Annotated in this window: 23 protein-coding genes; 8 read left to right on the plus strand and 15 right to left on the minus strand. The window is 74.1% G+C overall.

Annotated elements, in window-relative coordinates; translation table 11 throughout:
• The 4 genes from AB0P17_RS41320 to AB0P17_RS41335 form a co-directional block, all read right to left on the minus strand.
• Nucleotides 1–587 (minus strand): hypothetical protein (locus AB0P17_RS41320; RefSeq protein WP_365819937.1); only part of this gene is annotated, 587 nt, incomplete at its 3' end.
• Nucleotides 588–667: 80 nt separating this feature from the next.
• Nucleotides 668–1,078: an ATP-binding protein gene (locus AB0P17_RS41325; RefSeq protein WP_365819939.1), complete on the minus strand. Its 411-nt coding sequence runs from the start codon at nt 1,076–1,078 to the stop codon at nt 668–670.
• Between the two features lie 103 nt (nt 1,079–1,181).
• Entirely contained in the window at nt 1,182–1,523 is a 342-nt protein-coding gene (locus AB0P17_RS41330) for an STAS domain-containing protein (RefSeq protein ID WP_365819941.1), read from the minus strand.
• Between the two features lie 203 nt (nt 1,524–1,726).
• The gene (locus AB0P17_RS41335) at nt 1,727–2,242 is read right to left on the minus strand and encodes a MarR family transcriptional regulator (protein ID WP_365819943.1); all 516 of its coding nucleotides are present in this window, start codon (nt 2,240–2,242) and stop codon (nt 1,727–1,729) included.
• Nucleotides 2,243–2,378: 136 nt separating this feature from the next.
• On the opposite strand from AB0P17_RS41335, the gene AB0P17_RS41340 reads away from it, so the two are divergent.
• Entirely contained in the window at nt 2,379–3,542 is a 1,164-nt protein-coding gene (locus AB0P17_RS41340; protein ID WP_365819945.1) for a PP2C family protein-serine/threonine phosphatase, read from the plus strand.
• A 19-nt stretch (nt 3,543–3,561) separates the two neighbouring features.
• Here AB0P17_RS41340 and AB0P17_RS41345 read toward each other — a convergent pair whose 3' ends face one another.
• From AB0P17_RS41345 to AB0P17_RS41360, 4 genes are all read right to left on the minus strand, one after another.
• Nucleotides 3,562–4,029 carry an ATP-binding protein gene (locus tag AB0P17_RS41345; RefSeq protein WP_365819947.1) on the minus strand — a complete coding sequence of 156 codons (468 nt, stop codon included), beginning with the start codon at nt 4,027–4,029 and terminating at the stop codon, nt 3,562–3,564.
• A 103-nt stretch (nt 4,030–4,132) separates the two neighbouring features.
• Complete coding sequence (locus AB0P17_RS41350) at nt 4,133–4,597, minus strand: response regulator (protein ID WP_365819949.1); 465 nt, start codon at nt 4,595–4,597, stop codon at nt 4,133–4,135.
• A complete protein-coding gene (locus tag AB0P17_RS41355; RefSeq protein WP_365819951.1) occupies nt 4,594–6,339 on the minus strand; it encodes a CHASE3 domain-containing protein in 1,746 nt (581 codons plus the stop codon). The genes AB0P17_RS41350 and AB0P17_RS41355 overlap by 4 nt, the downstream gene beginning before the upstream one ends.
• Nucleotides 6,336–7,481: a fused response regulator/phosphatase gene (locus AB0P17_RS41360; protein WP_365819982.1), complete on the minus strand. Its 1,146-nt coding sequence runs from the start codon at nt 7,479–7,481 to the stop codon at nt 6,336–6,338. Before AB0P17_RS41360 ends, AB0P17_RS41355 begins: the two co-directional genes overlap by 4 nt.
• 487 nt (nt 7,482–7,968) lie before the next feature.
• Here AB0P17_RS41360 and AB0P17_RS41365 point away from each other — a divergent pair, with 487 nt between their 5' ends.
• The 5 genes from AB0P17_RS41365 (at nt 7,969) to AB0P17_RS41385 (ending at nt 12,973) form a co-directional block, all read left to right on the plus strand.
• The gene (locus AB0P17_RS41365) at nt 7,969–8,382 is read left to right on the plus strand and encodes an ATP-binding protein (RefSeq protein ID WP_365819953.1); all 414 of its coding nucleotides are present in this window, start codon (nt 7,969–7,971) and stop codon (nt 8,380–8,382) included.
• Between the two features lie 364 nt (nt 8,383–8,746).
• On the plus strand, nt 8,747–10,336 hold the full coding sequence (locus AB0P17_RS41370; RefSeq protein ID WP_365819955.1) for a PP2C family protein-serine/threonine phosphatase: 1,590 nt from the start codon (nt 8,747–8,749) through the stop codon (nt 10,334–10,336).
• Entirely contained in the window at nt 10,333–11,502 is a 1,170-nt protein-coding gene (locus AB0P17_RS41375) for a cobalamin-dependent protein (protein WP_365819958.1), read from the plus strand. Before AB0P17_RS41370 ends, AB0P17_RS41375 begins: the two co-directional genes overlap by 4 nt.
• A complete protein-coding gene (locus AB0P17_RS41380) occupies nt 11,499–11,897 on the plus strand; it encodes an STAS domain-containing protein (RefSeq protein WP_365819960.1) in 399 nt (132 codons plus the stop codon). The genes AB0P17_RS41375 and AB0P17_RS41380 overlap by 4 nt, the downstream gene beginning before the upstream one ends.
• 155 nt (nt 11,898–12,052) lie before the next feature.
• Nucleotides 12,053–12,973 carry an AEC family transporter gene (locus tag AB0P17_RS41385; protein WP_365819962.1) on the plus strand — a complete coding sequence of 307 codons (921 nt, stop codon included), beginning with the start codon at nt 12,053–12,055 and terminating at the stop codon, nt 12,971–12,973.
• A 49-nt stretch (nt 12,974–13,022) separates the two neighbouring features.
• Here the strand turns inward: AB0P17_RS41385 and AB0P17_RS41390 are convergent, their stop codons facing one another.
• The 7 genes from AB0P17_RS41390 to AB0P17_RS41420 form a co-directional block, all read right to left on the minus strand.
• The gene (locus AB0P17_RS41390) at nt 13,023–14,888 is read right to left on the minus strand and encodes an FAD/NAD(P)-binding protein (RefSeq protein ID WP_365819964.1); all 1,866 of its coding nucleotides are present in this window, start codon (nt 14,886–14,888) and stop codon (nt 13,023–13,025) included.
• Nucleotides 14,885–15,925 (minus strand): membrane dipeptidase, encoded by a 1,041-nt coding sequence (locus AB0P17_RS41395; RefSeq protein ID WP_365819966.1) that lies wholly within the window; start codon nt 15,923–15,925, stop codon nt 14,885–14,887. Before AB0P17_RS41395 ends, AB0P17_RS41390 begins: the two co-directional genes overlap by 4 nt.
• A gap of 57 nt (nt 15,926–15,982) precedes the next feature.
• A complete protein-coding gene (locus AB0P17_RS41400; protein ID WP_365819968.1) occupies nt 15,983–16,783 on the minus strand; it encodes an ABC transporter permease in 801 nt (266 codons plus the stop codon).
• The gene (locus AB0P17_RS41405; protein ID WP_365819970.1) at nt 16,780–17,754 is read right to left on the minus strand and encodes an ABC transporter permease; all 975 of its coding nucleotides are present in this window, start codon (nt 17,752–17,754) and stop codon (nt 16,780–16,782) included. The genes AB0P17_RS41400 and AB0P17_RS41405 overlap by 4 nt, the downstream gene beginning before the upstream one ends.
• A complete protein-coding gene (locus tag AB0P17_RS41410; protein WP_365819972.1) occupies nt 17,751–18,917 on the minus strand; it encodes an ABC transporter ATP-binding protein in 1,167 nt (388 codons plus the stop codon). The genes AB0P17_RS41405 and AB0P17_RS41410 overlap by 4 nt, the downstream gene beginning before the upstream one ends.
• Complete coding sequence (locus AB0P17_RS41415) at nt 18,910–20,025, minus strand: ABC transporter substrate-binding protein (protein WP_365819974.1); 1,116 nt, start codon at nt 20,023–20,025, stop codon at nt 18,910–18,912. The genes AB0P17_RS41410 and AB0P17_RS41415 overlap by 8 nt, the downstream gene beginning before the upstream one ends.
• Nucleotides 20,026–20,203: 178 nt before the next feature.
• Nucleotides 20,204–21,445 (minus strand): peroxidase-related enzyme, encoded by a 1,242-nt coding sequence (locus AB0P17_RS41420; RefSeq protein ID WP_365819976.1) that lies wholly within the window; start codon nt 21,443–21,445, stop codon nt 20,204–20,206.
• 405 nt (nt 21,446–21,850) lie between these two features.
• Here AB0P17_RS41420 and AB0P17_RS41425 point away from each other — a divergent pair, with 405 nt between their 5' ends.
• Nucleotides 21,851–22,666, plus strand: coding sequence for a GntR family transcriptional regulator (locus AB0P17_RS41425; RefSeq protein WP_365819978.1), 816 nt, complete (start codon nt 21,851–21,853; stop codon nt 22,664–22,666).
• A gap of 133 nt (nt 22,667–22,799) precedes the next feature.
• Nucleotides 22,800–25,220, plus strand: coding sequence for a zinc-dependent metalloprotease (locus tag AB0P17_RS41430; RefSeq protein ID WP_365819980.1), 2,421 nt, complete (start codon nt 22,800–22,802; stop codon nt 25,218–25,220).
• Nucleotides 25,221–25,309 lie beyond the last annotated feature (89 nt).

A 25,309-nucleotide genomic window follows, 5' to 3' on the forward strand; every position in this document is an offset into this window, starting at 1 on the left:
GCGTTCGTCTTCCCTTCGGCCATCAGGGCCAGCACGTCCCGCTCCCGCGAGGTGAGCCGGCTCAGCGGCTCGCTCATCCGCCGTGGCGTCAGGCGTACGCGTACGGTCGAGGCCCCGATGCCGACGAAGGTCACCGAGACGCCTTCCGCGGTGACCGTCGTCCCCGGGCCGACCGTGCCCCGGCACCCGCCGTCGTCCCCGCGCATCCGGACACTGCCCGGCCCGGAGGCTCCGCACCGGTGCGATCCCGGAAGCTCCCAGCTCACCGTCGATCCGTCCACGCCGGTGATGACGAAGCGGCCCGCCCCGTCGCCGCGGTCGAAGCGGACCGTGTCCCCCGCGGCCAGGTCCACTTCACAGTCGGCGTCCCCACAGGCACCGGGGTCCGCGCGGCCCGCCGCGGGCGGCGAGGGCACTGTGACCGTCGCCGTGGCGGGCCCCTGGCCCGGCGCCGCGGGGTCCCCCGCCGTACCGCCGGCGCACCCCGCCGACAGCGCGAGCGCCACCAGGGAGAGGAGCGCGCGGGCTCCGCGCGCCGTGGCACCCCTGCCGCGGGCGCCCGTACCGGAGCCGTGTGTCTCGCGCATTCCACTCCTTCGTCCTGCGGCAAGAATGCACGCCGCGCGGGGCGCGAAAACCCTTCCGCGCCCCGCGCGCCCCGAACGCGCTACCGCACGAGGACGGCGCGGATCGTCTTCCCGCCGCCCGCCTTCGGCAGGACGACGACCCTCTCCGCCAGGCGCTGGACCATCGGCCAGCCGAAGCCGCCGGTGACGCCGGTGAGATCGGGCGTACGCTCCCGCGGCCGGACGGGGCTCGGGTCGCCCACCACGACCTGCAGGCTGCGCCGGTCCGCACGCAGACGCAAAGAGGTCACCTCGCCCGCGTGCCGGATCGCGTTCGCCACCAGTTCGGAGACGAGCAGGACCAGGTTCTGGGAGGTGCGCGCGGACGGCTCGGGCACGAGAGCGGCGAGAAAGCCGTGGGCCGCCTCCCTCGCCTCGGCCGCCAGTTCCGGACGCAAGGCCCACTCGGCGTCGCCGTGGGACCGCGGGTCACTCGTGAGAGGTTGCTGCATGGGACTCACCTCGTCGTTCGGATCTCGGTGCGGCGTTCTCCTGCCGTCGTTTACCCGCGCGACCGGGGTCGAAGAGTCTCCGGGTGAATCCGCCGGCTCCGGGTCACTCCGAGGGGCCGGGGCGACCGGGCGTGAGCGCCGCCTCGATCGTGCCGTACACCGGCAGTGCCTGCTCCAGGCCGATGACGTCGAACAGGCGCTGGACGAAGGCGGAGGGCCGGGCGAGCCGCAGCCTCGGGCCGAGGGAACCATGTGCCTGGAGAAGGACGTTCACCGTGGTGGAGTCCGCGAAGGTGACCCGGGACAGGTCCACGACCACCGGTCCGGCGTCGGTCCCGCCGACGTCGGTGAGCGCGGTGGCGAGCGGGGCGATGTTCTCCATGTCGAGATCACCGCTGGGGGCGAGCACGACCGCGTCGCCGTTCCGTCCCGTGGCCAGGCCCATCGTCCGACCTGCGCTGTAAGAAGGTTGCACAGGAAATCCGTTCGTGGGCTGGAGAGGTCGGGGCGGCACCGCGACCCCACGATAGTTGCCATTTGACAACATTCGCCAGTGGGCAACAATCTGTTCACTGCTTCCGCACAAGTGATCTGCGCGGAGAGCGCGGAGAGTAAGGTGTCGATGCCAGGAAGTGGGCCCCAATGAAGCTATGCGCTGTCCGCCACGTGGCTCCGCGCGGAGTCCTCGGGGTTCTCCGCCCCGGCGCTCGGGCCCCGGCTCGCCGCCGCGTGGAAGGCGCGCAGCCCCTCCGCGAGCATCAGTACCTCCGAGGGGTCCATCCGCTCCAGCACCAGCCCCACCTCACGGGTGCGGAAGGCACGGTGCTCGTCCAGCACCTGGTGGCCGCGTCGGCTCAGCCGCAGCTCGACCTCGCGCCGGCTCGTCCGGCTCTGGGAGCGGGTCACGAGCCCGATGGCCTCCATCCGGTCGCAGAGTCTGCTCACGGAGGAGGGACGCGACCCGAGCGCCTCGCCGAGGGTCCGCAGATTGGCGCCCTCGTGCGCTTCGATGACGAGAAGGGCCCGTAGCTGGGAAGGCGGGACCGGACCCGACGGCGCGGCCTCCTGGCCGCGCCCCCACAGCACTTCGAGCAGTTCCGAGGCGGCGCAGGCGGCCTCGGCGACCTGCTCCCGCCGACGCGCCTGACCGGTGAAACGGGACATCGATCCACCCTTTCATCCGGTGTGGCCATCTGCCAGCCCGGACCGTCCGAGGACCGCCACGACCGTCCGAGGACCGGCCCGGTACCGAAACGGGCCCCTTGAGGAAAGCTGAACGACAGTGACTCTACTCGCGGATGTGGAAAGAGCGGTCCGTGCGGCGGCCCCGCACGACCTGGTGGGCGCCTTGCGCGGCGCGCTCGCGACGGCGTACGGAGCGGCCTCCGTCACGCTTCATCTCGCGGACTACGCGCTCACGGTGCTGCGACCCGTCAACGGAGCCGGCGATCCGGCGGGCCCGGCAGCCGAGGATCTGTCGCTGCACAACACGCCGGAGGGCCGGGCGTTCGGCAGCCAGGAGCCCCGCGAGCAGGAGGTCAGGCACCGGGACGCGGTGGATCACCACCTTCCGGTCACGGTGCGCGGCGAACGGCTCGGCATTCTCACCGTCCGGCTGCCGGGCGGCCTCTCCACCCCGGAGACCGTCGACGATCTGACACAGGTCGCCGATCTGCTGGGCCACGAGATCCTGGTGGCGGAGCGGGACACGGACCTCTACCAGCGGGCGCGCCGGGCGAGCCGGCTGACCCTGGCGGCCGAGATGCAGTGGGAGCTGCTCCCGGCGCGCGCCTGCACCGCCCGGGAGTACGCCATCGGCGCCCAGCTCGAACCCGCGTACGCGATCCACGGCGACAACTTCGACTGGGCGTCGGACGCGAACGAGCTGACCCTCGCGGTGACCAACGGGATGGGCGAGGGCATCCAGGCCTCCCTGCTGACCAATCTCGCCGTCAACGCCCTGCGCAACGCGCGCCGCGCGGGCATCGGCATCGCCGACCAGGCGGCCCTGGCCGACCAGGCGCTGTACGAGCAGCACCGGGGCGCCTCGTACGTCTCGACGCTCCTGCTCCGTTTCGAGCTGGCGACCGGGCGGGTCGAGGCTGTGGACGCCGGGTCGCCCGAGCTGTGGCGGCAGCGGGACAAGACCGTGGAACGGGTCCACCTCGACGCGCAGCTCCCGCTGGGCATGTTCGAGGAGTCGGACTACGTGGCCCAGTCGTTCCAGGTGCTTCCCGGCGACCGGCTGCTCTTCGTGAGCGACGGGGTGTACGCGGCGGTCTCGCCGCAGGGCGAGGCGTACGGGGAACGGGCCCTGGCGCGGGCGATCGGCGCGACGAGCCTGCTGCCGGCGGCCATGGTGCCGCGCGCGGTGCTGCGGGAGCTGGCGGAGTACCGGGTCGCCGAGTCGACGGACGACGCGCTGGTGCTCTGCCTGGACTGGTTCGGCCGCCCGGAGGAGTGACGCCGGCCGGCCGCGGGGGTCAGGCCGGGAGCCCGCGGGCCGTCAGGTCGAACACGGCCTGGACGCGCTTGCCGACCGGGACACGCTCCGCCGTGAGCAGGCCGGCGAGCGCGTGGACGATCTCCAGGCCGTGCCCGCCGAGCCGGGCGGGGTCGCGCGGGTAGCGGCGCGGCAGGGTCGAGCTGCTGTCGTACACGGTCACGAGCACCTGCTCGTCCGTGCCCTCCAGCTCCAGCAGATACGGTCCGTGGCTGTGCCGTTCGGCGTTGGTGACCAGTTCGCTGACGACGAGCAGCAGATCGCCACGCGTGCGCTCGCCGAGGTCGGCCAGCCACTCGGCCTCCAGCTGCTGGAGGAACCGCTCGGCCAGCAGCCGGGCCTCGGCGATGCAGCCGGGTTCGCCGCTGAACTGGCCGGCCCGCCGCAGCGGGTGTACGGAGTCGGGCAGGGCCGTGCGGGCCGTTCCGACAATGGTCTGTTCGTTCATAGCTCCTGCCCGGGCACCGGTGAGGCGATCGGGGGGTCCCCCTTCTCGGATCCCCTTATGCCCCCACACGCCGCCGATATGCCCACCGGTTTCGTGAGAGGTGTCACGCACGCCCCGAAATGCGCCCGGGCAGCCGGACCACGGTGACGAAGAACTCATCGATCTGCCGGACGGCCGCGATGAATTGATCGAGGTCGACCGGCTTGGTCACATAGGCGTTCGCGTGCAGTGTGTAGCTGCGCAGGATGTCCTCCTCCGCCGACGAGGTGGTGAGGACGACGACGGGGATGAGCGAGAGTTCGGGGTCCGTCTTGATCTGCTCCAGGACCTGGCGGCCGTCGTACTTGGGCAGGTTGAGGTCGAGCAGGACGAGATCGGGGCGGGGCGCGTCCGTGTGGGCCCCCCGCCGGTAGAGGAAGTCGAGGGCCTCCTCCCCGTCGCGCACCACGTGCAGGGTGTTGCGGATCTTGTTGTCCTCGAAGGCCTCGCGGGTCATCAGTTCGTCGCCGGCGTCGTCCTCGACGAGCAGGACCTCGATCGGCTCGGCGCGCTGGGGCTGGGAGTTCACAGGGGGGCTCCATGGGAGGTGGGCGGCCGTGCGCCGCCGACCGCCGCTCCGGACGGCGCGAGCGCGTCGGCGGAGGCGGGCGGCGCGGTGGAGGTGGGCGGCACGGCCTCGTCCGGGATGACGGGCAGGGTGAAGTGGATACGGGTGCCGCCGCCGGGGGCGGAGTCCAGCCAGATCCGGCCACCGTGGAACTCCACGATCTTACGGCAGAGCGCCAGCCCGATCCCGGTGCCCTCGTACTCGTCCCTGGCGTGCAGCCGCTGGAAGATGACGAAGACCTTCTCGGCGAACTCGGGCGCGACACCGATGCCGTTGTCGGTCACGGTGAGATGCCACTCCGCGCTTCCGGGACCCTCGGCGGCTCCCTCGGAGCCCTCCGTGCCCGCGGAGCCCTCGGCACCCGCGGAGCCCTCGGAGCCCTCGGCGGTCCTGGCGACGCAGCCGACGGTGATCAGGCAGGGCCCGTCGGGGCGGCGGAACTTGACCGCGTTCCCGACGAGGTTCTGCAGGAGCATGGCGAGGGTGGTCGGGTCGCCGGTCACCCGGGGCAGCGGATCCTCCCGTACGACCGTCACCCCGCCCTCCTCGATGGCGAGGGCGAGATTGCCGAGGGCGCGGTCGAGGACCTGATCCAGTTCGACGCCCTGCCACGCGTCGTGGACCCGGCCCACCCGGGAGAAGGTGAGCAGGTCGTTGATGAGGATCTGCATGCGCTTGGCACCGTCGACGGCGAAGTCGATGTACTGCTTGCCCCGGGCGTCGAGCTGGTCGCCGTACCGTTTCTCCAGCAGCTGGCAGAACGAGGCGACCTTGCGCAGCGGCTCCTGGAGGTCGTGCGAGGCCACGTAGGCGAACTGCTCCAGCTCCGAGTTCGAGCGGCGCAGTTCCTCGGTCTGTTCGGCGAGGAGGTCCTCGCGGAGCCGGGTGGCGGCGATCTCGTCGGCCAGCCGGCGCCGCATGTCCTCCACCGCGGCGCCGACGGCCCGCAGGTCGGAGGGGCCCCGGGCCTCGATGCGCCGGTCGAACGCCCCGGCACGTACGCCGTCGGTCGCGGCCCGCAGCGCGTTGAGCGGCCGGCCGACCATCCGGTGGAGGACGAGGGCGAGGCCCATCACCGCCGCCGCGAAGACGCCGAGGACCACGAGGAGGACGGTGTCGCGCAGTTCCCGGGCGTCGTCCAGTCCGGCGCGCGCGTGGTCCCTGGCCTCGTCGAGATGGCTCTGCTGGACGGCGACGAGCCGGCGCAGTTCGTCGAACGCGGTCTTGTTCCCCGCGAGCAGGTCCCCGGAGGCCGTGACGGCGCCCCGGGTCCGTACGGACGCGATGAGCGGTTCGGCCTCGTCGCGCCGCCACTCGTCGGCGGCGCGGGTGATCCGGGCGAGGTCGGCGGCGGCCCGCGGGTCCGAGCCGATGACGGCGCGTATCCGCGCGGTGAACCGCTCCTCGTCGGCGCGGCCCTGTTCGTACGGCGCGAGGAACGACGCGTCGGCGGTGAGCGCGAAGCCGCGCACCCCGGTCTCCTGGTCGACGAGGGAGCGCTGGAGCTGGAAGGCGGTGGAGCGGGCGGGCTGGATCCGGTCGACGAGTTCGTCGGTGCGGTCGGTGGTACGGGAGAGCAGTACGCCCGCGATGAGGGTGCAGCCGCAGACGACCAGGACCAGCCCGCCCAGGATGAGGCGCACCCACCCCTGCACGGAGAGCCGGGACCGGGCGGTACGCCACAGCGCGGCGGGGCGCCTCACGGGGTGCCGCCCCAGCCCAGGTGGAGCACGGCGACGTCGTCCGCGAGTCCGCCGTACGGCGCGGCCCCCTCGGCGGCGCCGTCGACCAGCGCGTCCACGAAGGCGTGCGCGGGCAGTTCGCCGTGGCGCCGCGCCAGCCGGAGCAGCCCGTCCTCGCCGAGCCGGGCCGAGGGCCCCGTACGGCCTTCGAAGAGGCCGTCGGTGAAGAGCACCACATGGCCGCCGGGCGGCAGCGGGAGCGTGGTCCCGGTCCAGCGGCCCGCGCCGGGCAGCAGCCCGAGGGCCATGCCGGTCCGCGGTTCCTCCCAGCGCACCTCGGCGCCGTGGCGGACGAGCAGACCGGGGTGGCCGGCGCGCACGACGCCGAACTCGCGGCCGCCGGGCGGGAAGACCAGCGAGGTGACGGTGGCGAAGAGGTGCGGGTCGGACCGTTCGGCGACGAGGATCTCCTCCAGGAGCCGTACCCGGTCCAGCGGAGGTGTGCCGCACAGGACGGCGGTGCGCCAGGCGACGCGCAGGCAGACCCCGAGCGCCGCCTCCACGGCGCCGTGGCCGGAGACGTCGCCTATCACCGCGTGGACGGTGCCGTCCTCGGTCTGGACGACGTCGTAGAAGTCACCGCTGAGCAGTCCGTGGGCGCGGCCCGGTTCGTACCGGGCGGTCGCCTCGAAGTCGTCGCCGCGCAGCAGGGGTACGGGCAGCAGGCCGCGTTCCAGCCGGGCGTTCTCCTGGGCCATCCGTTCGTTGGCGCGCAGCGCGGCGGCGGCCTGTTCGACCTGTTTGCGCTGGAGTGCGTAGCGGACGGCGCGGCTGAGGGCCTCGGGATCGATGCGGCCCTTGACGAGGTAGTCCTGCGCGCCGGTGGCCACGGCGGAGAGCCCGGCCTCGCCCTCGGCCAGGCCGGTGAGGACGACGATGGCGGCGTCCGGGGCGGTGCGCAGGATACGGGTGACCGCGTCGACGCCGTGCACGTCCGGGAGGTGGAGGTCGAGCAGGACACAGACGGGCGCGGTGCGGTCGGCGAGGAACCGCTGGCCCTCGGCGAGTGTCTGGCACCACGTGAGCGGGGAGTCGAGATCGCTGTCGGCGAGCAACTCCTCGACGAGCAGGGCGTCCCCCGCGTCGTCCTCGACGAGCAGCATGACCGCGTCGACGGCCCACGGGGAGTCGTGTACGGCGGAGGGGGCGGCCTCCCGTACGGGCGAGCCGCCGTGCCGGGCCGGCGGGGACACGGCCCCCGGGGTGCGGCGTCCCCGTACCGGACGCGACGAGAGGCCCACGGGCAACTCGACCACACTCCACCCCCTCACCCGGCGGCGCCGGTCACCCGACGTCGTTCCGGCGGGAAGCATATGCGACATCCGGAGTGTCACTCCGCGCGGTGGGAGAACGCTCCCCCGGGAGAAGTTACGGCAAACCGGCGGAACGGAACCGGGTGTTCCCGCACACTGGTCGCGGAACGGGACGGGGTGTTCCCGCACACCGATTCCCGCACACCGGTCCCCGGACGGGGGATAACGTGCGATGCTCTCCGCCGGGCGCGGGACCGTGCGGAGTGTGTCACGGAGCGGGCGCCGGGCAGGAGTCACCGGCAGGGAAGGCGCAGAGCCGCGTACGGGGGGTGCGGGGATGACAACGGTCGACGACGGGGCGGAGCACGCCGTGCCGGGGGCGCAGCCGTGGCTGGACGCGCGCCCGGCGGGCACGGCGGAGGCCCGCGCGCTGGTGCGCTCCTACTTGGACCGGCACGCGCCGGGCGTGCCCGAGCAGACGGCGATCGACGTGCTTCTGGTCGTGTCGGAGCTCGTGACGAACGCCGTGCGGCACGCGGGCGGGGTGACGGGCTTCCGGGTCTCGGCGGACGCGGGGGTGGTCGAGATCGCGGTACGGGACGCGAGTCCGCGGCTGCCCGCGCTCACGGAGCGGCACGAGGACTGGCTGCCGGGCGGTTACGGCTGGCCGCTGGTGCAGCGGTTGGCCGAGGTGACGGTCACGCTCCTCGGGGACGGCGGCAAGCTGATCAGGGCGCTGGTGCGGCACTGAAGAGGGCGCCGGCCGGGCCCGGTCGGCCGGGCCACCGCTCACCTCCCCCTGGGAATACCGCCGTTCCGGCGGCCGCGGGGCCGGTCATGGCATGCTGGTCGGCCATGAGTTCCGACCGCGCCCGGGCGACCGGCGACGCGCGTCGTCCGGGTCCCGGTACGGCGCCGGGTGACGGGCGTACACGTGGACGGGTGTCCGGCGCGGCCGGGCGGGGGTTTGCGTCTCCCGGCCCGGAGGAGGATTGTTTCCCCATGACAACGATGCAGTCGAAGCAGCGAGAGGGTGAAGGGGATTCGTGCCCGCGGGCACGGCGTCCCACTATGTGAGGCATTCACCGAAGACCTCCTCCCCGGACTCCGGGGCCGTGGGCGACGTGGCACTGGAGTCCTCGCCGCACCCGGTGATCGTGGCCGACCGCACCGGTGTGGTCCAACTGGCCAACGCGGCGGCCGCCACCCTGCTGCCCGGTCTCACGGCCGGCTGTGATCTCTTCCGGAGAGGGCCGCACTGGCTCGCGGAGGCGCACGCCGGGCGCGAGCAGACCGCGTACGGGGCCGTGGGTGAACGCTCGTACCGCGCGTCCGGCGCGGAGACCGGCGCGGCCGGCCTGACGACGTGGTGGCTCAGTGACGAGACCGACCACCGGGCCACGCAGCGGGCGCTCGACACCGAGCGGGAGCGCACCGCCTTCCTCATCGAGGCGTCCAACCAGCTGCTGTCGTCCCTCAACGCCCGTAAGTGCATGGACACCACGGCGCTGCTCGCCGCGGCCCATCTCGCCGACGCGACGGTCGTCGTCGGACCGCGTACGGGGCGCCGGATGCCGCTCACCCGCGCCGGGCGGGACGGCTCCGTCACCCGTGAGACGCTGACCGCAGACCCGGCGGAGGTGCCCGGCCTGGCCGAGGCGCTCCAGGGCTTTCCGCCGGTGCCCTCGCGCTGGATCGCCCCGGGAACCGCCCCGGAGTGGCTGGCGCCCGAGGGGTTCGGCGAGATCGGCTCGGTCGTGGTGACACCTCTGCCGGGCAACGGGGTCCCCGCGGGCGCGCTGATCCTGCTGCGCGGTCCCGGCCGGGGCCCGTTCACGAAGGGCGAGGAGACCTTCGCCCGTATCTTCGCCGCCCGCGCGGGAGCGGCCATCTCGGCCGCCCTGCTCTTCGCCGAACAGGCCTCCGTCGCGGATCTGCTGATGCGCGATCTGCTGCCGCCCCGGCTCCATCACTACGACGGGGTGGAGTTCGCCGGGGGCTACCGCCCCTCCCGCGACGACCAGCGGGTGGGCGGGGACTTCTACGACTTCTATCCGGCCGAGCGGCCGGGCGGGGAGACCCAGGCGGTGCTGGGTGACGTCTGCGGCAAGGGCCTGGAGGCGGCCGTGCTGACCGGCAAGATCCGCAACACCCTGCAGGCGCTGCGGCTGGTCGAGCCCGACCACGAGCGGCTGCTGAAGCTCCTCAACGGCGCCCTGCTCACCTCGCACCACACCCGGTTCGCGACGCTGGTGCTCGCCTCGGTGACGCGCCGGGAGCACGGGGTGGAGCTGCGGCTGACCAGCGGCGGCCATCCCGCGCCGCTGATCGTACGGTCCGACGGCACCGTGGAGGTGGCGCGGACCAGCGGCACCCTCATCGGCGCGCTGCCCGACGTGTCCGCGCTGACGTTCCGTACGGTGCTGCGGCCGGGCGAGACGTGTCTGCTGTACTCCGACGGGATCACGGAGGCCAGGGGCGGGCCGTTCGGCGACGACATGTTCGGCGAGGACCGGCTGACGTCCGCTCTGGCCGAGTGCGCCGGGATGCCGGCGGAGGCGGTCGTCGAGCGCGTCCAGATGCTCGCGACCGAGTGGGTGGGGCCGGGTGCCCACGACGACATGGCGCTCGTCGCCGTGACCGCGCCGCGCCGCAACCGGCTCAGCGCGGTGGGAGGGCACGGACCGGGCAGGTTCACCTCATGACCCGAGTTCACCGTACGAGCAGTACCACCGAGACGACCAGTACGACCGGCACGCAGCCGGCGGAACAGCCGGAAGAGCTGTGGAACGCCCTGGTGGCGGGCGACGAGCGGCGCGCCGTGGGAGTGGTGACGCGGGCGCTCGACGACGGCGCCGACCCCGAGGCCGTCCTGCTCGACCTGATCGCCGCCGCCCAGCGGCGCGTCGGCGAGGCGTGGGCCGGCGCGCTGCTGACCGTCGCCCAGGAGCACGCCGCGACCGCCATCAGCGACCGGGCCGTGGCCGCGCTCGCCCTGCATCCGGCCGTGCGGCACCCCGGTGGGAGCGGCCGGATCACCGTGGCGTGCGTCGACGGCGAGTGGCACGCGCTGCCCGCCCGGCTGCTCGCCGAGGTGCTGCGGCTGCGCGGCTGGCGGGTGGACTACCTCGGGGCGCAGGTCCCGAGCCCGCATCTGCTCTCCCAGCTCCACCGCACCGGTCCGGACGCGGTCGCCCTGTCCGGCTCGCTGGTGACCCGGCTGCCCACCGCGCACGCCGCGATCAGCGCCTGCCAGTCCGCCGGGGTGCCGGTGCTGGTGGGCGGCGCGGCCTTCGGCCGGGACGGGCGGTACGCGCGGCTGCTGCGCGCCGACGCCTGGGCGCCGGACGCCAGGGCCGCCGCCGAACTGCTGGCGCGGCCGCTGCCGGTACCGGGGACACCGCGCCCGCCGGCGGACGCCCTGCCGCACCTGGACGACCAGGAGTACACCCTGGTCGCGGGGGCCAGGTCCCGGCTGGTGCGTGCCACGACGGCCGGTCTCACCATACGGTTCCCCCCACTGGGCGACTACGACGAGCGGCGGCGCCGGCACACCGCCGAGGACATCGCGCACCTCGTGGACCATCTCGCCTGCGCGCTCTACGTGGCGGACGACGCGCTGTTCACCTCGTTCCTCGGCTGGACGGCGGGCATCCTCACCGCGCGCGGCGTCCCGTCGCGCGCCCTGTCGCTCTCGCTGCGCGTGCTGCTCGACGAGTTGCGCGACTTCCCCCGGGCGACCGCCCTGCTCCACGCCGGGCTGGCGGCGCTGGAGGACCGGGCGGACCCGGCGGACCGGGAGGACCCGGCGGATCCGCGTGAGTCCCCGCCCGGCCGGCCGCCGGCCCCGTCCCGAGGACGCGCCGTATGACCGCCCCGCCGCCGGAGCCGCTGGCCGTCGTCGTCACCACCCCGGCCGCCGACACCGTCGAGGTGCGGCTCGACGGCGAGATGGACTACGAGACGTCGTACGAGGTGATCGACACCGTACGGCAGCTGCTCCGCGTCCACCGGGGCGTGGCCCGGCTGGAGCTGCACTGCGGAGGGCTCACGATGTGCGACTCCATGGGCCTCTCGGCGCTCCTGATGATCCGGCGCCTCGCCGAGTCCGACGGCGTGCGCCTCGTCCTGACGGAGCGCCGGGCGGCGCTGGACCGGGTGCTGCACGTCACCGGCACCCTGGACCACCTGAGCGGGACGGAGCGGAACGGCCACGGCCACGGGCACGGGGAGTGCGCGCCGTCGGGCGACGCCGGCCCCGGCTGACACCGGTCCGGCGCGCCCGTCGGCCGGGCGCCGCTCCGGGGGGGGTGAGCCAGCCCACGTTGACCTGGAGCGATGTTCCTCGGGAGGGTTGGCTGTGTGACCCATCTATGTGCTCCACCGCCGTCGTCCGCGCCGATCTATGACGGGGACATGCCGTGCAGGGAGTACTGACCGGCTTCGCCGTCATCGCGGTCGTCATCGGGGTCGGCTATGTGATCGGGCGGCGCAGATACCTCGGCGACAACGGACGGGAGGTGCTCACCAAGCTGGCCTTCCACGTGGCCACGCCCGCCCTGCTGTTCACCACCCTCGCGCAGGCCGATCTCTCGGTGGTCCTCTCCAGCCGGCTGCTGATCACGGCGATCAGCACGGCCGTCGCGGCAGGCCTCTTCGTGGCCGTCGCCCTGGTCCGCCGCTGGGACATCGGGCGCACCACGATCGGCGCGCTGTGCTCCAGCTATGTCAACGCCGGAAACCTCGGCATCCCGATCGCCGTCTACGTTCTCGGGGACGCCTCGCTCGTGGCGCCCGTCCTGCTCTTCCAGCAGCTCGTGATGACCCCGATCGCCCTGACCGTGCTGGACCTGACACGGCCGGGCGAGAAGCTGCCGCTCTGGCAGCGGGTGACGACGCCGCTGCGCAACCCGATCGGCGCGAGTTCGCTGTGCGGGGTCGCCGTCGCGGCCATCGGGTGGACGGTGCCGGGGCCGGTGCTCGACCCGCTGGTCCTGATCGGCAACATGTCGGTCCCGGCCGTGCTGCTGGCCTTCGGGATCTCGCTGCGCGGCAGCGCGCTGCCGGGGCGCGGCGCCGACCGTCTCCCCGTGCTGCTCTCCGTCGCCCTGAAGTCGGTCGGCCAGCCCGCCGCCGCGTGGGCGCTGGGCGCCCTGGTGTTCGGGCTGCACGGCGCGGCGCTGCTCGACGTCGTGGTGACCTCGGCGCTGCCCGCGGCGCAGAACCTGTACACCTACGCCTCGCGCTACCGGGTGGCCGAACGGCTGGCCCGGGAGTCGATCCTGCTCTCCACCGTGATGTCGGTGCCGGTGCTGGTGGCGATCGCGGCGCTCCTCGGCTGAGGAGCGCCGCCCGGCCACGGTACGGGGGGGAGCCGCGTGGACCCGCGGGCTACCGCCGGCCGGCCGCCGCTCCGAGGGCGGCGCGGGCGATCGTGTCGGCCTGCCGGAACATCGCGGCGTTGCCGCGGGCCCGCGCGCCGATCGCCGTGTTCCACTCGACGCCCTCGACCGGGATGCCGAACGCGAAGAGGTGCGGGTGCGGCCGTCCCCCGGCGTCGCGTACGCGCAGCTCCGCGGGGACGATGTCGAGCGCGCCCGTCGCCGTCGTGTCGTCCCCGGTGCCGGCCAGGTGCGGGCGGGCCAGCCCCGAGGTGACGAGCCCGGCCAGCAGCGGATCGGCGGTACGGGCCAGGTCCTGGCCGGGCAGCCAGGCGTCCAGCAGGGCGCGGGCGGTGGCGGGAGGGCCGCCGGTGGTCGGGGAGAGCGCGGTGAAACGGCCCGCCTCCCCGTCGACGGTGACGGTGGGGCGCGCGCCGAGGAACTCGACGACGCCCGCCTCGCTCAGGGCGATCAGCTCGGCGATCCTGCGGGCGGGCGGACCGCTGGCGACATGGGCGCCGTACGACCGGAACCAGGCCAGTTCGCGCTGCGAGGCGCCGGAGAGCACCCCGGCGGCGACGACCCGCCGCACCTGTCCCTTCACCGCGGCGACCGCCGCCGCCGCGGCCTTGACCGGGCTGCGTCCGGGGGCGCGGGCCGCCGCCAGGTCCGTACGCATCCACTCCCGTACCCAGGCGCCGAACGCCGCGCGGCCGGGGAAGGTCCGGCCCGCCAGCGGGGTGTCGAGGTCGAGCGCGTCGAAGCGGTCGGCGTCGTCGCGCAGTTCCTCGCCGAGCAACCGGGCCTGGGCGTCGGAGCCGTGGCCGGCCGCCGCGTACCGCTCCAGGAAGGTGTCGGCCGGCGGCCGGGCGGCCGAGGGCCGGAGGTCGAGGAGAGTCCGGTAGTAGGCCGCGCCCGCCTCCCGCGCGATCAGCGGCCACACCTCGTCCCGGAAGCTCACCGTGCCGGGCGCCCGGGCGGTCAGCCGTCCGACCGCCGCCTCGTCGAAGACGCGCAGAGCGTGTCCCGGTGGCATCCGCCCCGGGGTCTCGGCCCGCGCGAGATACGGCACGCCCCGGCCGGAGCCCGCGATCAGGCGCGGCTCGCGGCCCGACGGGAGATAGCGCAACGCCCCGCCGGGACCGGCCGGTTCGAAGCGGCCGCCGCGCCCGGCGGTGAGCAGGGTGAGCTGGTCGAAGAAGTTGAGCGCCAGACCGCGTACGAGGACCGGCTCCTCCGGCTCCAGCAGGTCGAGGGGTGCTTCGTGCGGATGGCCGGGCGGCAGGTACCGCAGCCCGTACCGCCCGGCGGTCGCGGTCAGCGCCCGTACCTCGTCCGAGGGGCGCTGGTCGGTGTGGCCGGTGGCGAGGACGGCGGCGTCCACGAGCAGGCTCGTCCCGTCGTCGAGCCGGAGCAGCAGCCGCCCTTCGGGGGCCTCGTCCAGCGCGACGGCGCGCGTCGCGTGCGGGACGATCCGGACGGAGTCCGCGGCGCCCCGCACGATCCGCCCGTGGGCCCAGGAGAGATAGCGGCCCATCAGCGCCCGGGACGGGAACTCCCAGGGCTCGACGCCCGGTTCGTGCTCGCTCGCCCACTCCGCCAGGGAGGGCCCGGTGGTCGCGGGTCCCGCCATCCGCACGGTGTCGTCGGGGAACGCGGTGGCGTGCCCGGAGAGCGTGTTCATGAGCAGGTGCCCGGACTGCCCCGGGTGCCAGATCCGCCCGGCGCCGGGCGGGTGCTCCTCCACGACGTGCACCTCGGCCGCGAGCCCCGCCCAGGGGCCGCCCGGGCCGAGGTTGGCGGTGAGACGCTCCAGTACGGCGGTGCCGCGCGGCCCGGCCCCGACGACGGCGACGCGGAGCGGCGGGGCGCTCACGCCGCGGTGTCCCAGATACCGGTCAGCACGCGGTGCATGTTGCCGCCGAGGATCTTGGTGATGTCCTCGGCGGTGTAACCGCGGCCGGCCAGCAGTCCGGTGATGACGGGCAGGTCGGCGGGGGTGCCCATGCCCTCGGGGTGGATCCGGTCGAGATCGAGGTCCTCGCCGACGATGGGGATCTCCGGGTAGAGCCTGCGCACCCGCGCCATGCCCTCGCGGGAGTACTTGCGCTCGTCGCCGACGTCCGTGCCGACGATGACGTGGTCGATGCCGATCAGCTCGACCAGGTAGTCGATGTTGTCGGCGAAGACCTCGGCGCCGGGCCGCCGGGTCAGCCCGTCGGGGGTGAGGAACCCGGACTTCGCGGCGAGGCCGAACACCCCGCCGCGCGCGGCGAGTTCACGGGCGACGACATCGCTCTTGTTGCGGGGGCTGTCGACGAAGTGGGTCAGCCCCGCGTGGGTGACGAGGACGGGCTTCTCGGAGACCTCGATGGTCTCCAGGGTGGAGCGCTCGCCGGTGTGCGACAGGTCGAGGGCGACGCCCAGCCGGTTGCACTCCCGCACGAGGGCGCGGCCGAAGCGGCTCAGCCCGCCGTTGGCGGTCTCGCCGCTGCCGTCACCCGCGTAGTTGCGGTTCTGGTAGGTCAGCCCCATGAAGCGCAGGCCCAGCTGGTGGAGGGCCTCCAGCCGCCACAGGTCCTCCCCCACCGGCTTGCTGTCCTCGAACCCGGCGAACCAGGCCACGCTGCCCTCGGCCTTGGCACGGGCGACGTCGTCCAGACCGTACGCCTGGAAGACCCGGCCGCCGGTCTCGGCGAGACGGTGCCGCCAGCCGACGATGGCGGCCGCGGCGGCGTCGTAGCCCTGGGAGATGGAGACCGCGTGGTTGATCGCCGTGACCCCGGAGACGGCGAGCTTGCCGAGGTAGGTCTCGTCGGCCCACGGCAGCGGCGTGCAGTCGAGCGCGTTGAAGACGACGCTGTCGCGGTGGAGCGCGGCGGGGTCGAGGGGCTGCGCCTGGGTGTCGGGCACGGTGTTCTCCTTGCGGCGGGGGGCGTTCGGTCGGTACGGGGTGGGGGCGGGGTCCGCTCAGCCGGATCGCAGGGTGCGTCGCAGCCCGAGTCCGCGCTCCACCAGGACGACCACGACGACGGAGAGCAGGACGAGCAGGACGGAGAGGGAGGCGACGGACGGGTCGCTGCGGTACTCGACGTACTGGAGCACGGCCACCGGCAGCGGCACGGTGTTCTGCCCGGAGACGAACAGGGAGATGACGGTCTCGTCGAAGGAGAGCAGGAACGCGATGATCCCGCCGGAGAAGAGACCGGACCTGATGGTCGGCAGGGTGATCCGCCAGAAGGTGACGAGCCCGTTCGCGCCGAGCGTCCGCGCCGCCTCCTCCGCGCTCGGGTCGGCGGAGACCAGGGAGGCGGCGACCGTCCGTACGACGTAGGGGATGGTCACCCCGAGGTGGGCCAGGATCAGCCCCCAGTACGTGTCGGTGAGCGGGATCGGCGCCAGGATCAGCAGCAGCGCGAGCCCGAGCACGATGTGCGGCACGAGCAGCGGCGAGAGGAAGACCGCCTCGATCGCGGCGCGTCCCCGGAAGCGCAGCCGGGTCAGCGCGAGCGCGGCCGGTACGCCGGTGACGACGGCGAGCAGCGCGGTCACCGCGGCGGTGATCCCGCTGACCTTGAACCCCTCGCGGAACGCGTCGTTGGCGAAGACCTGCCGGTAGGCGTCGAGACTGAAGCCCTCGGGCGGGAAGCGGAGGTAGGTGGAGGTGTCGAAGGACTCCACGAGCACGATGAGGATGGGCGCGAGGAGGAAGAGGTAGAGGACGGTCAGGAGGACGGCCCACAGGGCACGGGTCGGCCGGCGCGCGTTCATGAGCGGGCCTCCCTGGGTCCGGTGAAGCGGGCTTCGAGGGCACGCTGGGCCCACAGGTAGACCGCGATGACCACGCCGAACACGGCGAGCAGCAGCATCGACAGCACGGCCGCGACCGGCCAGTCGAGGCTGGTGATGGCCTCGTCGTAGATCTCGGTGGCCAGGACGAAGACCCGGCCGCCGCCGATGAGCCGGGGCGTGACGTAGCCGCTGAGGCTGAGGACGAAGACCAGCAGCGCGGCGGTGAGCACCCCGGGCAGGGTGAGCGGCAGCACGACGCGGCGGAAGACCGTGCGGCGCGGGGCGCCCAGGGAGGCGGCGGCGTGCTCCAGCGCCGGGTCGAGCCGGCCGAATCCGCTGATCATCGCGAGGATGGCGAACGGCATGTAGATCTCCGTCGAGGCGATGACCACGCCGGTGAGGTTGTTGGCGAGATGGAGCGGGCTGTCGATCAGTCCGATGCCGGTGAGCGTCTTGTTGACGACGCCCTGGCTGCCGAGGATCGCCATCCAGCCGAAGGTGCGCGCCACGGAGGAGATCAGCAGCGGCGCGATGGCGAGCGCGACGAGCAGGCTGCGCCAGCGGCTGGTGGTACGGGCGAGGAAGAGCGCCACCGGGTAGGAGACGAGGAGGGTGAACACGGTGACGAGCACGCCGAGTTCGACGGTCTGCCCGATGACGTTCCAGTAGTGGGGGCTGGAGAGGACGTCGCCGAAGGTGGCGAGGGAGAAGGTCTGCCGGATGAGGCCGCCGTCCATCGACTCGTTGAACGACATGCGCACCACCCAGACCAGGGGCAGCGCGTACGTCAGCAACAGCGCGAGCAGGCCGGGCAGCAGCAGCGCGAGGGCGAGCCGGGCGGTGCCGCCGCGGCGCGGGGAGGCCTGGGCGGGTGCGGGTGTCTTCCCGGGCACGGACGTCGTCGCGGGTACGGACGGCTTCTCCGGTACGGCGCCGGGGTCCGCCGTCATGACGGGCCCTCCGGGCGGTCCGTGCCGTCGGTGGCATCGGCGCTGCCGGTGCCGGCCCGGCCGTCATCGGCCACCAGCCGGGGCGCCGCCGGGTCCCAGGACAGCTCCACCGCGGCGCCGGGGCCGAACGGCTCCTGCGTCCCGGTGGGCCGTTCGACGTCCAGGACGGGCCCGTCCGCGCCGACGCGTACCCGGTACGCCACGGTCTCGCCCGCGTACCCGGCGGAGAGCACGGTCCCGCGCGCGCCACCGCCGCTGCCCGGGGCGGCCGGGGCGAGGGCCATCCGGTGCGGGCGCAGCATCACGGTGGCCGTACGGCCGGGTGCCACGGCGTCGCCCGCCGCGGCGACCGTGCCGAGGCCGGGCAGTTCGACCGGTGTGCGGTCCCCGTCGCGGTCCCGGGCCGTACCGTCCAGCAGGTTGGCGCGGCCGACGAACCGGGCGACGAAGGCGCGTTCGGGCCGCTCGTAGATGTCCTCCGGGGTGCCCACCTGCTCGATCCGGCCCTGGTTCATCACGGCCACGCGGTCGGCCATGGACAGGGCCTCCTGCTGGTCGTGCGTGACGAAGACGGTGGTGACCCCGGTCTCGCGCTGGATCCGGCAGATCTCGTCGCGCATGGCGGAGCGCAGCTGCGCGTCCAGGTTGGACAGGGGCTCGTCGAGCAGCAGCACGGCCGGCTCGACGACCAGCGCGCGGGCCAGGGCGACGCGCTGCTGCTGGCCGCCGGAGAGCTGGGCGATCCGGCGCCCGGCGAGATGGCCGAGGCGGACGAGCGCGAGCGCGTCATCGACCCGGCGCTTCAGCTCGGCCTTGGGGATCTTGCGCATCTCCAGGCCGAAGGCGACGTTGCGGGCGACGTCCAGGTGCGGGAAGAGCGCGTACGACTGGAAGACCACCCCCATGTCGCGGCGGTGCACGGGGGCGTCGGTGATGTCGCGGCCGTCGACCCGGACCCGCCCGGAGGTGGGCGGGACCAGCCCCGCGATCATGCGCAGCGTGGTGGACTTGCCGCAGCCGGAGGGCCCGAGGACGGCGAGCATCCTCCCGCGTTCCACGGCGAGGTCGACGGAGCGCACGGCGGCGCCGTCCTTGCCGGGGTAGATCTTGGCGAGCCCGTCGAGCACGAGGTGCCCGTCGGCCGCCGCCGGCGCGTCAGCCACCGATGACCTCCTGCTTGATGCGGTCGACCCAGCCGGTGTAGCGCGTGGTGAGCCAGCGCCAGTCGACGGGGATCTGGTTCTTCTGCTGCTCGGCGGAGGCCGTGGTGCGCTCCTCGGTCGCCGCGGCGAGCTTCACGTCCTTGTTGACGGGCGCGTAGAACGCCTCGTCGTCGAACGCCTTCTGGGCCTCGGCGCCGATCGCGTAGTTGATGAACTTCTGCGCGGCGGCGCTGTGCCGCGACTTGTTCACCAGGTTGATGGTGTTGACCTGGGTGACCGTGCCCTCCTTGGGGAGGACGGGCTGGACGGCGCCCTTGGACGCGTCCTTGTAGTACTGGCCGCGGGCGTTCCAGCCGACGGCTATGTCCGCGTCACCGGACTGGATCGCGGTGTAGACGTCCGGCGAGGGCTGCCAGGTCTGGACGGCCGGCGACAGCTCCTTCAGCTTGCCGATCGCCGGGTCGATGTCCTTCTTGTAGTCGCCGCCGAGGATCTTCTCCAGGGCGATGATCAGGGCGACCCCGCGGGTATCGGCGATGGGCATCGCCAGCTTGCCCTTGTACTGGGCGTCCCAGAGGTCGTTCCAGCTCGTCGGCGCCTTCTTGACGTTCTTCGCGTTGTAGAGGATCGAGAGGCTGTCGAAAGTGACGCCGGGGCCGTAGCCGTCCGGGCTCTTCGCGGTGTCGACGAGCCGCGCGACGTTGGGGACCTTCGACTCGTCGAGCGGGGCGAAGAGCTTCTCCTTGTTGGCCGTCGGCGCCACGGAGCTGTCCATGAGGGCGACGTCGGCGACGGGGCGGGCGCTGCTCGCGCGCAGCTTGGCCAGCACCTCGGCGGAGTTCTGGATGGGGACGTACTTGACCGTGATGCCGGGGTTGGCCTTCTCGAAGGGCTTGATCACGGTCTTGGTGAAGGAGTCCTGGAAGGTGCCGTAGAACCCCATGAAGGTGATGGTCTGCTTGCCCCCGGAGTCCCCGCCGTCGGCCGCGGAGCCGGACGGGGAGGCCGCGTTGGAGGTGCAGGCCGTCGCCAGCAGGGCGGTGGTGGTGAGCGCGACGGCGGCGGTGAGGGTGGTGCGGAGGGTACGGCTCGAACGGCGGGAAGGCATGGCGGTCTCCGGTCGGACGGATCGGAAGAAACGAGGGTTACGGGCTACGGGGCTACGGGGCTACGGGGCTACGGGGCTACGGCTACGAAACGGGCGGCCACTCGGATCGCGGTGGATACCGGGGAGGGGCGGCGGGCGCCTCGGCGGGGCGACGCCGGGCCGGGGACCACGGGGGCGGCTACGCGCCGCCCGTCCGTGGTGCGGGGACCGACGTCCCACTACAGGACTCCCGTGCGTCGGTGCGCGGGATTCCGGCGTCCTGGAGCGGGGTGCCGGGGTGGCGGGCGTCGCCGAGGACGAGCATCAGCCGGTTGGCCCAGCCGAAGAGGGCGGTCGCGTGGACCAGGTCCGTCAGCTCGGCGTCGTCGAGCCCGGCGGCGCGCAGCGCGGCGAGGTGCCGGGCGTCGGCCCGCGGGGGCGTACGGGTCAGGGCCTCGGCGAAGCGGGCGACGGCGGCGGCGCGCGCGTCGGCGATGGCACCCTCCGGCGCGTCGGTGACCGGGCCGTCCGGCGCGTCGGTGACGGGGCCGTCCCCGGTGCGGCGCTCCCCCGTGACGGCGTCCGGCCCGGAGGCGGTGAAGGCGGCGGCGCCGTCGCGCAGGACGCGCAGGGCCCGTGCCTCGTCGCGGGCGAGCTGGGCGTACTTCCGGCCGTGCACGGAGGCGCAGTAGACGCAGCCGTTGACCCGGGAGACCACCAGCGTCGCCAGTTCGCGCTCGGCGCGGGGCAGGCCGCCGCGGCCGTACATGACCGCGTTGTAGACATGCGTGCGGTGGTCGAGCGCGGCCGGGTCGTGGAGCAGGGTGCGGTAGTACGGCGAGGCAGTGGAGAGCGTGGTGTGCGCGTCGATGACGGCGCGCTGCTCCGGCGTGAGCGCGTCCGCCTCGACGGCGGCGATCCGCGGCTGCCAGGTGAGCTGGTCGAGCGTGAAGGACGCGGTGGAGGCGGCCGGGCCGGCGGGCGCGGCCTCGGCCGTTCCGGGCGCCGCCGGGCCGCCGGCCAGGAGCGCGAGTCCCGCGGCGACCCGTGCCTCGTACGAGACGAAGGCGCAGATCTGGGCGAGGGCGACCACGGCCGGCGCGTCGAGTCCCCGCGCGGCGAGACCGGCCAGGAGGTCGGCTCCGGCCAGGTCGGGCGCGAGGGTGACACGGTCGGTGAAGGCGAGGACGGCGGCGGTCGCTGCGGGGTCCTGGTCCTCCCCGGCGGCCGGGGCGGGCGCCAGGTCGCGGTAGGCGGCGGCGAGGCCGGGCTGTCCGGCGAGCTCGGCGGCGCGGGCGGCGGCGGTGATCCGCAGTCCGGTGGGGAGGGTCCCGGGCTCGGAGGGCAGGAGCAGAACGCGGCGGGCGGCGGCCGTGTGCTCACCGATTCCGGCGCGGGGCGCGGCACCGGCTCCGGTGGGCCGTCCGGTCTCCTGGCTCATGGTCCGTCCTCCTCACCTGTGGTCCGTAGCTCCGCTGCGGGGCCCCGCCATCCGGTGGGCCGCGCGTGTGTCCATCGTGCTGTCCGGCTGGTAAGACGCCCTCGTACGGACAGGAAAGGAAAGTTAGCCCCGGCCAGGGGCACCGCGCAAAGGTCCGCCCGGCCGCGAAGAGCGCTGTTCAGCCCCCTCGGGCGACGGCACGGGACCGGTCAGGGGCGGCCACCTGGTGCATCAGGTGACAGAGGTGACGTGGCAGACTGCCCCGGTAAGTGGATTTTCGGCCCCGCCTGATGCATCAGGCCATCGGCGGACCCTCCGGAAGATCCGTTTCGTACGTACTCCGGCGGGGCCCGGCCGGGAAAAACTTCTCGCATGTTGAGACGTGGTCCAGAAGGTGAGACAGGGATGGCGGTCGCGGCGTACCGGACCGTGGCGGAGGATCTCCGGCGCCGGATCGACGAGGGCGAGTTCGCCCCGGGCGATCCGCTCCCCTCGCGGGCCGCCCTCGCGCGCCACTATGGCGTCGGCTCGAACGTCGCGGCGGCCGCCGTGCGCGTGCTGACCGTGGAAGGCCTGGTCAAGGGGCGCGCGGGGCGCGGCGTGTTCGTACGGGAGCGGCCCACCTCCGGGACGATGGCCCGCTCGTGGACCCAGGAGCGCCTGCAGGGCCGGCTCGCGGTCACGGCGGGCGGACGCGACGCGGGCGCGGTGCGGGGCGCGGACTCCGGACACGACGGCCGTACGGCCTCCGGACACGACGGCCGTACGGTGCGCGGCACCCCTCGCTCCACCACCGGCGAGGCCCCCGAGGAGATCGCCCGGCGCCTGGGGGTCCCCGCCGCCGAGCCGGTGATCCGCAGTGAGTACCTGCTCACCCGGGACGGCAGACCGGCCATGCTCTGCGTGAGCTGGGAGCCGCTCGGCATCACCGGCGGCACCCCCGTGTCCCTGCCCGGCGCCGGTCCGCTGGCCGGGAGCAGCGTGGTGGCGCGGATGTCGTACATCGGCCTCCAGATCACCCACTCCACCGAGACGGTCACCGCGCGGACCGCCACCCGCGAGGAGGCGGACGCCCTCGATCTGACGCCGGGCGCGCCCGTCGCCGCCATCGAGCGCACGTACTTCGCCGGGGAACGCCCTCTGGAGACCGCGGATCTGGTCGTCCCCGGCGAGCGCTTCCGCCTCGCCTACGAGATCCCCGCCGAGCCGGCCGGAGGCTGAGCACCACGGGCCACGGACGGCGGCGACGTACGATCTGATCCGGCCCCGGATCCGCTCCGGTCCGTACCCGTACCGGTCCGGTCCGTTGCCGGCCGTACGGATCCCGATCCCCCCAGCGAGAGGCGAGCCCGGCGTGAACGACCTGCCGCCCGCGACGACTCCGGGCGCGGCCCCGGATCCCCGCCCCTTCGTCGAACTGCGCGCCGACCCGGAGGGGCACCGGCTGCTCCTGGCCGTCCGGCGGTTCGACGAGCCGTTCCTGCTGACGGCGTCGCTGTCGCACGGCGTGGGCTCCAGCCTGCTCGCCGTGGACCGGGGCAAGGCGGGCAAGGTGAAGGCCGCCGTGTTCCGGCGGATCGCCGGGCGGGTCGTCCTGGTCCAGCGCAACAAGCACCATCTCGCCACCGGTGACGCCGCCGCCGTCCGCGCCGGCGAGGAGTCCTTCGCCACGTCGGTGCTGTGGAGCGCCCCGGCGCTGAGCGAACGGGACGGCGCCGTGGTGGTGGACGCGACCGGGCTGGCGCTCCTCGATCTCCACGGCGTGGCCGAGCAGTTGGCGACGCCGGAGCAGGGCGGGTACGAGGTCGACCCGGCCGCCTCCTTCCCGCTGCCCGACGAGGCGCGCCAGGGCGCGCGCGGGGTGCGACTGCCCGCGCTGCTGACCTTCCGCGGCTCCTCCCCCGGAGCGGCGGTGCGGGCCGTGGTGCCGACGCCGGGCGCGGTCGGCGTCGTACAGCACCTCCATCTCGTGCCGCTGCCCGATCCGCCGCTGCCGGTGCGCCGCTACCACCCCGGCTCCGGCGGGTACGGTATCGGCCACGACGACCACGGCGCCGGTACGGCGGCCGGTCGCCGGGTGCGGTTCCAGCCGCGGTTCCGGCTCGAACCGCTCGACCCGGAGGCGCCGTCGGGCCCGGTGCGCCGCCCGATCGTCTTCTCCGTCGACCCGGCCGTCCCCGAGCCGGTACGGAGCGCCGTCGTCGAGGGCGGCAACTGGTGGCGGGAGGCGTTCGAGCGGGCCGGGTTCACCGACGCCTTCCGGGTCGAGGTGGCGGCCGAGGGCACCGACGACAACGATCTCGCCGTCAACTCCGTGCGCTGGGTGCACCGCGACGGCCGCGGCTGGTCGCACGGCCAGGGCCTCACGGACCCCCGTACCGGCGAGATCCTCAGCGGCCGGGTCCGGCTCGGCTCCCAGCGCGTGGAGCAGATCACCGCGCTCGCGGAGGCGCTGCACGCCCCGTACGGACAGCCGGACGAACGGGAACGGCTGGCCGCCGTCGAACGGCTGGTGCTCGGCCGGATGCGGCAGCTCGCGGCCCACGAGATCGGTCACGCGCTGGGCTTCATGCACAACTTCGCCAGTACGCACCATCCCCGCCCCTCCGTGATGGACTATCCGCATCCGCGGGTCACCGTCACCCCCGACGGCCGGGTGGACTCCTCGGAGGCGTACGGCGAAGGGCTCGGCCCGTGGGACCACTTCCTGGTCGCCCACGCCTACGGCCGCTTCCCGGGCCGGGCCGAGAGCCAGGACAACGGCCAGGACAACGGCCGGCGCAACGGCCCGTCCGACGGACGCGACGACGCCCTCGCCGAAGAGGCCGCCCTCGCCGGGCTGCGGCGCGCCGCGGCCGAACAGGGCCTCGGCTACGTCACCGACGAGGACGCCCACGCCCCGGACGCCGCGCACGCCGACGCGGTGCTCTGGATCGCGCCCGTCGCGGATCCGTTCGCCGCGCTGGACGAGGCGCTGGCGGTACGGCGGGCCGCGCTGGCGGGATTCTCCCGCGCGGTGCTGCCGCCCGGCCGGCAGACCGGCGAACTGGAGGAGCGCGCGGTGCTCCTCCAGCTCTACCACCGCTCCCAACTCGCCGCCGTGGGGCGCCTGATCGGCGGCACGCGTTACGCGTACGGGCTGGCCGGCGAGGATGGCGGCGGCGCCGTGCCGGTGGCCGGGGATGTCCAACGCCGGGCCCTGGGACGCCTGTCGGAGCTGCTGCGCCCCGAACACCTCGCCCTGCCCGCACCGGTGCTCGACGCGCTCACCCCGCCCGGCGCCCGGTACGGGCGGAGCACGGAGTACTTCGACACCCGGGCCGGCCGGGTCTTCGACCCGTTCAGCGCGGTGGAGGCGACGGCCGCGCTCGTCACGCAGGAGCTGCTGGACCCCGCCCGGCTCAACCGGCTGGGCTGGCAGCACGCGGCGGACCCGGCCGTCCCGGGCCCCGGGGAGGTCCTGGACAGCCTGCTGGACACGGTGTGGCGGGACGGCTCCCCGGTGCCGGACGGCCTGGTGGCGGGAGCGGCCGTGCGGGAGACCGCGGGGTGGGTGGTGCTGCGCGCCGCCGTCGGCGCGGTACGGAGCGACCTGCTGCACGGCGTCGTACGGACACGGCTCACCGCCGCGCTGCGGCGGCTGGCGGAGGAACTGGGCCGGGCGGACGGGCCGGCGGAGCGCGAGGCGTCCGCGACGCTGACCGCCTTCCTGGCGGGCGACGGCTCCGGGCGCCTCGGCCCGCCGCCCCGCATCCCGCCCGGCGCGCCGATCTAGGGCGTGTTTCGAAAGTCCCGCCTGGCTCGCGACGCCTGGCACGCACGCTCGCTGCGTTGTCGGAGTCGTCCACGTACGGCCAGGCCATC

The sequence above is a fragment of the Streptomyces sp. NPDC088124 genome, from assembly GCF_040685895.1.
GTDB lineage: Bacteria > Actinomycetota > Actinomycetes > Streptomycetales > Streptomycetaceae > Streptomyces.

Excerpts from the sequence above, each read along its gene's own strand:
- AB0P17_RS41325 (WP_365819939.1), bottom strand. The coding sequence starts at position 1,078 with ATGCAGCAACCTCTCACGAGTGACCCGCGGTCCCACGGCGACGCCGAG.
- AB0P17_RS41330 (WP_365819941.1), bottom strand. The coding sequence starts at position 1,523 with ATGGGCCTGGCCACGGGACGGAACGGCGACGCGGTCGTGCTCGCCCCC.
- AB0P17_RS41335 (WP_365819943.1), bottom strand. The coding sequence starts at position 2,242 with ATGTCCCGTTTCACCGGTCAGGCGCGTCGGCGGGAGCAGGTCGCCGAG.
- AB0P17_RS41345 (WP_365819947.1), bottom strand. The coding sequence starts at position 4,029 with ATGAACGAACAGACCATTGTCGGAACGGCCCGCACGGCCCTGCCCGAC.
- AB0P17_RS41360 (WP_365819982.1), bottom strand. The coding sequence starts at position 7,481 with ATGCTGCTCGTCGAGGACGACGCGGGGGACGCCCTGCTCGTCGAGGAG.
- AB0P17_RS41365 (WP_365819953.1), top strand. The coding sequence starts at position 7,969 with ATGACAACGGTCGACGACGGGGCGGAGCACGCCGTGCCGGGGGCGCAG.
- AB0P17_RS41375 (WP_365819958.1), top strand. The coding sequence starts at position 10,333 with ATGACCCGAGTTCACCGTACGAGCAGTACCACCGAGACGACCAGTACG.
- AB0P17_RS41380 (WP_365819960.1), top strand. The coding sequence starts at position 11,499 with ATGACCGCCCCGCCGCCGGAGCCGCTGGCCGTCGTCGTCACCACCCCG.
- AB0P17_RS41400 (WP_365819968.1), bottom strand. The coding sequence starts at position 16,783 with ATGAACGCGCGCCGGCCGACCCGTGCCCTGTGGGCCGTCCTCCTGACC.
- AB0P17_RS41405 (WP_365819970.1), bottom strand. The coding sequence starts at position 17,754 with ATGACGGCGGACCCCGGCGCCGTACCGGAGAAGCCGTCCGTACCCGCG.
- AB0P17_RS41415 (WP_365819974.1), bottom strand. The coding sequence starts at position 20,025 with ATGCCTTCCCGCCGTTCGAGCCGTACCCTCCGCACCACCCTCACCGCC.
- AB0P17_RS41420 (WP_365819976.1), bottom strand. The coding sequence starts at position 21,445 with ATGAGCCAGGAGACCGGACGGCCCACCGGAGCCGGTGCCGCGCCCCGC.
- AB0P17_RS41425 (WP_365819978.1), top strand. The coding sequence starts at position 21,851 with ATGGCGGTCGCGGCGTACCGGACCGTGGCGGAGGATCTCCGGCGCCGG.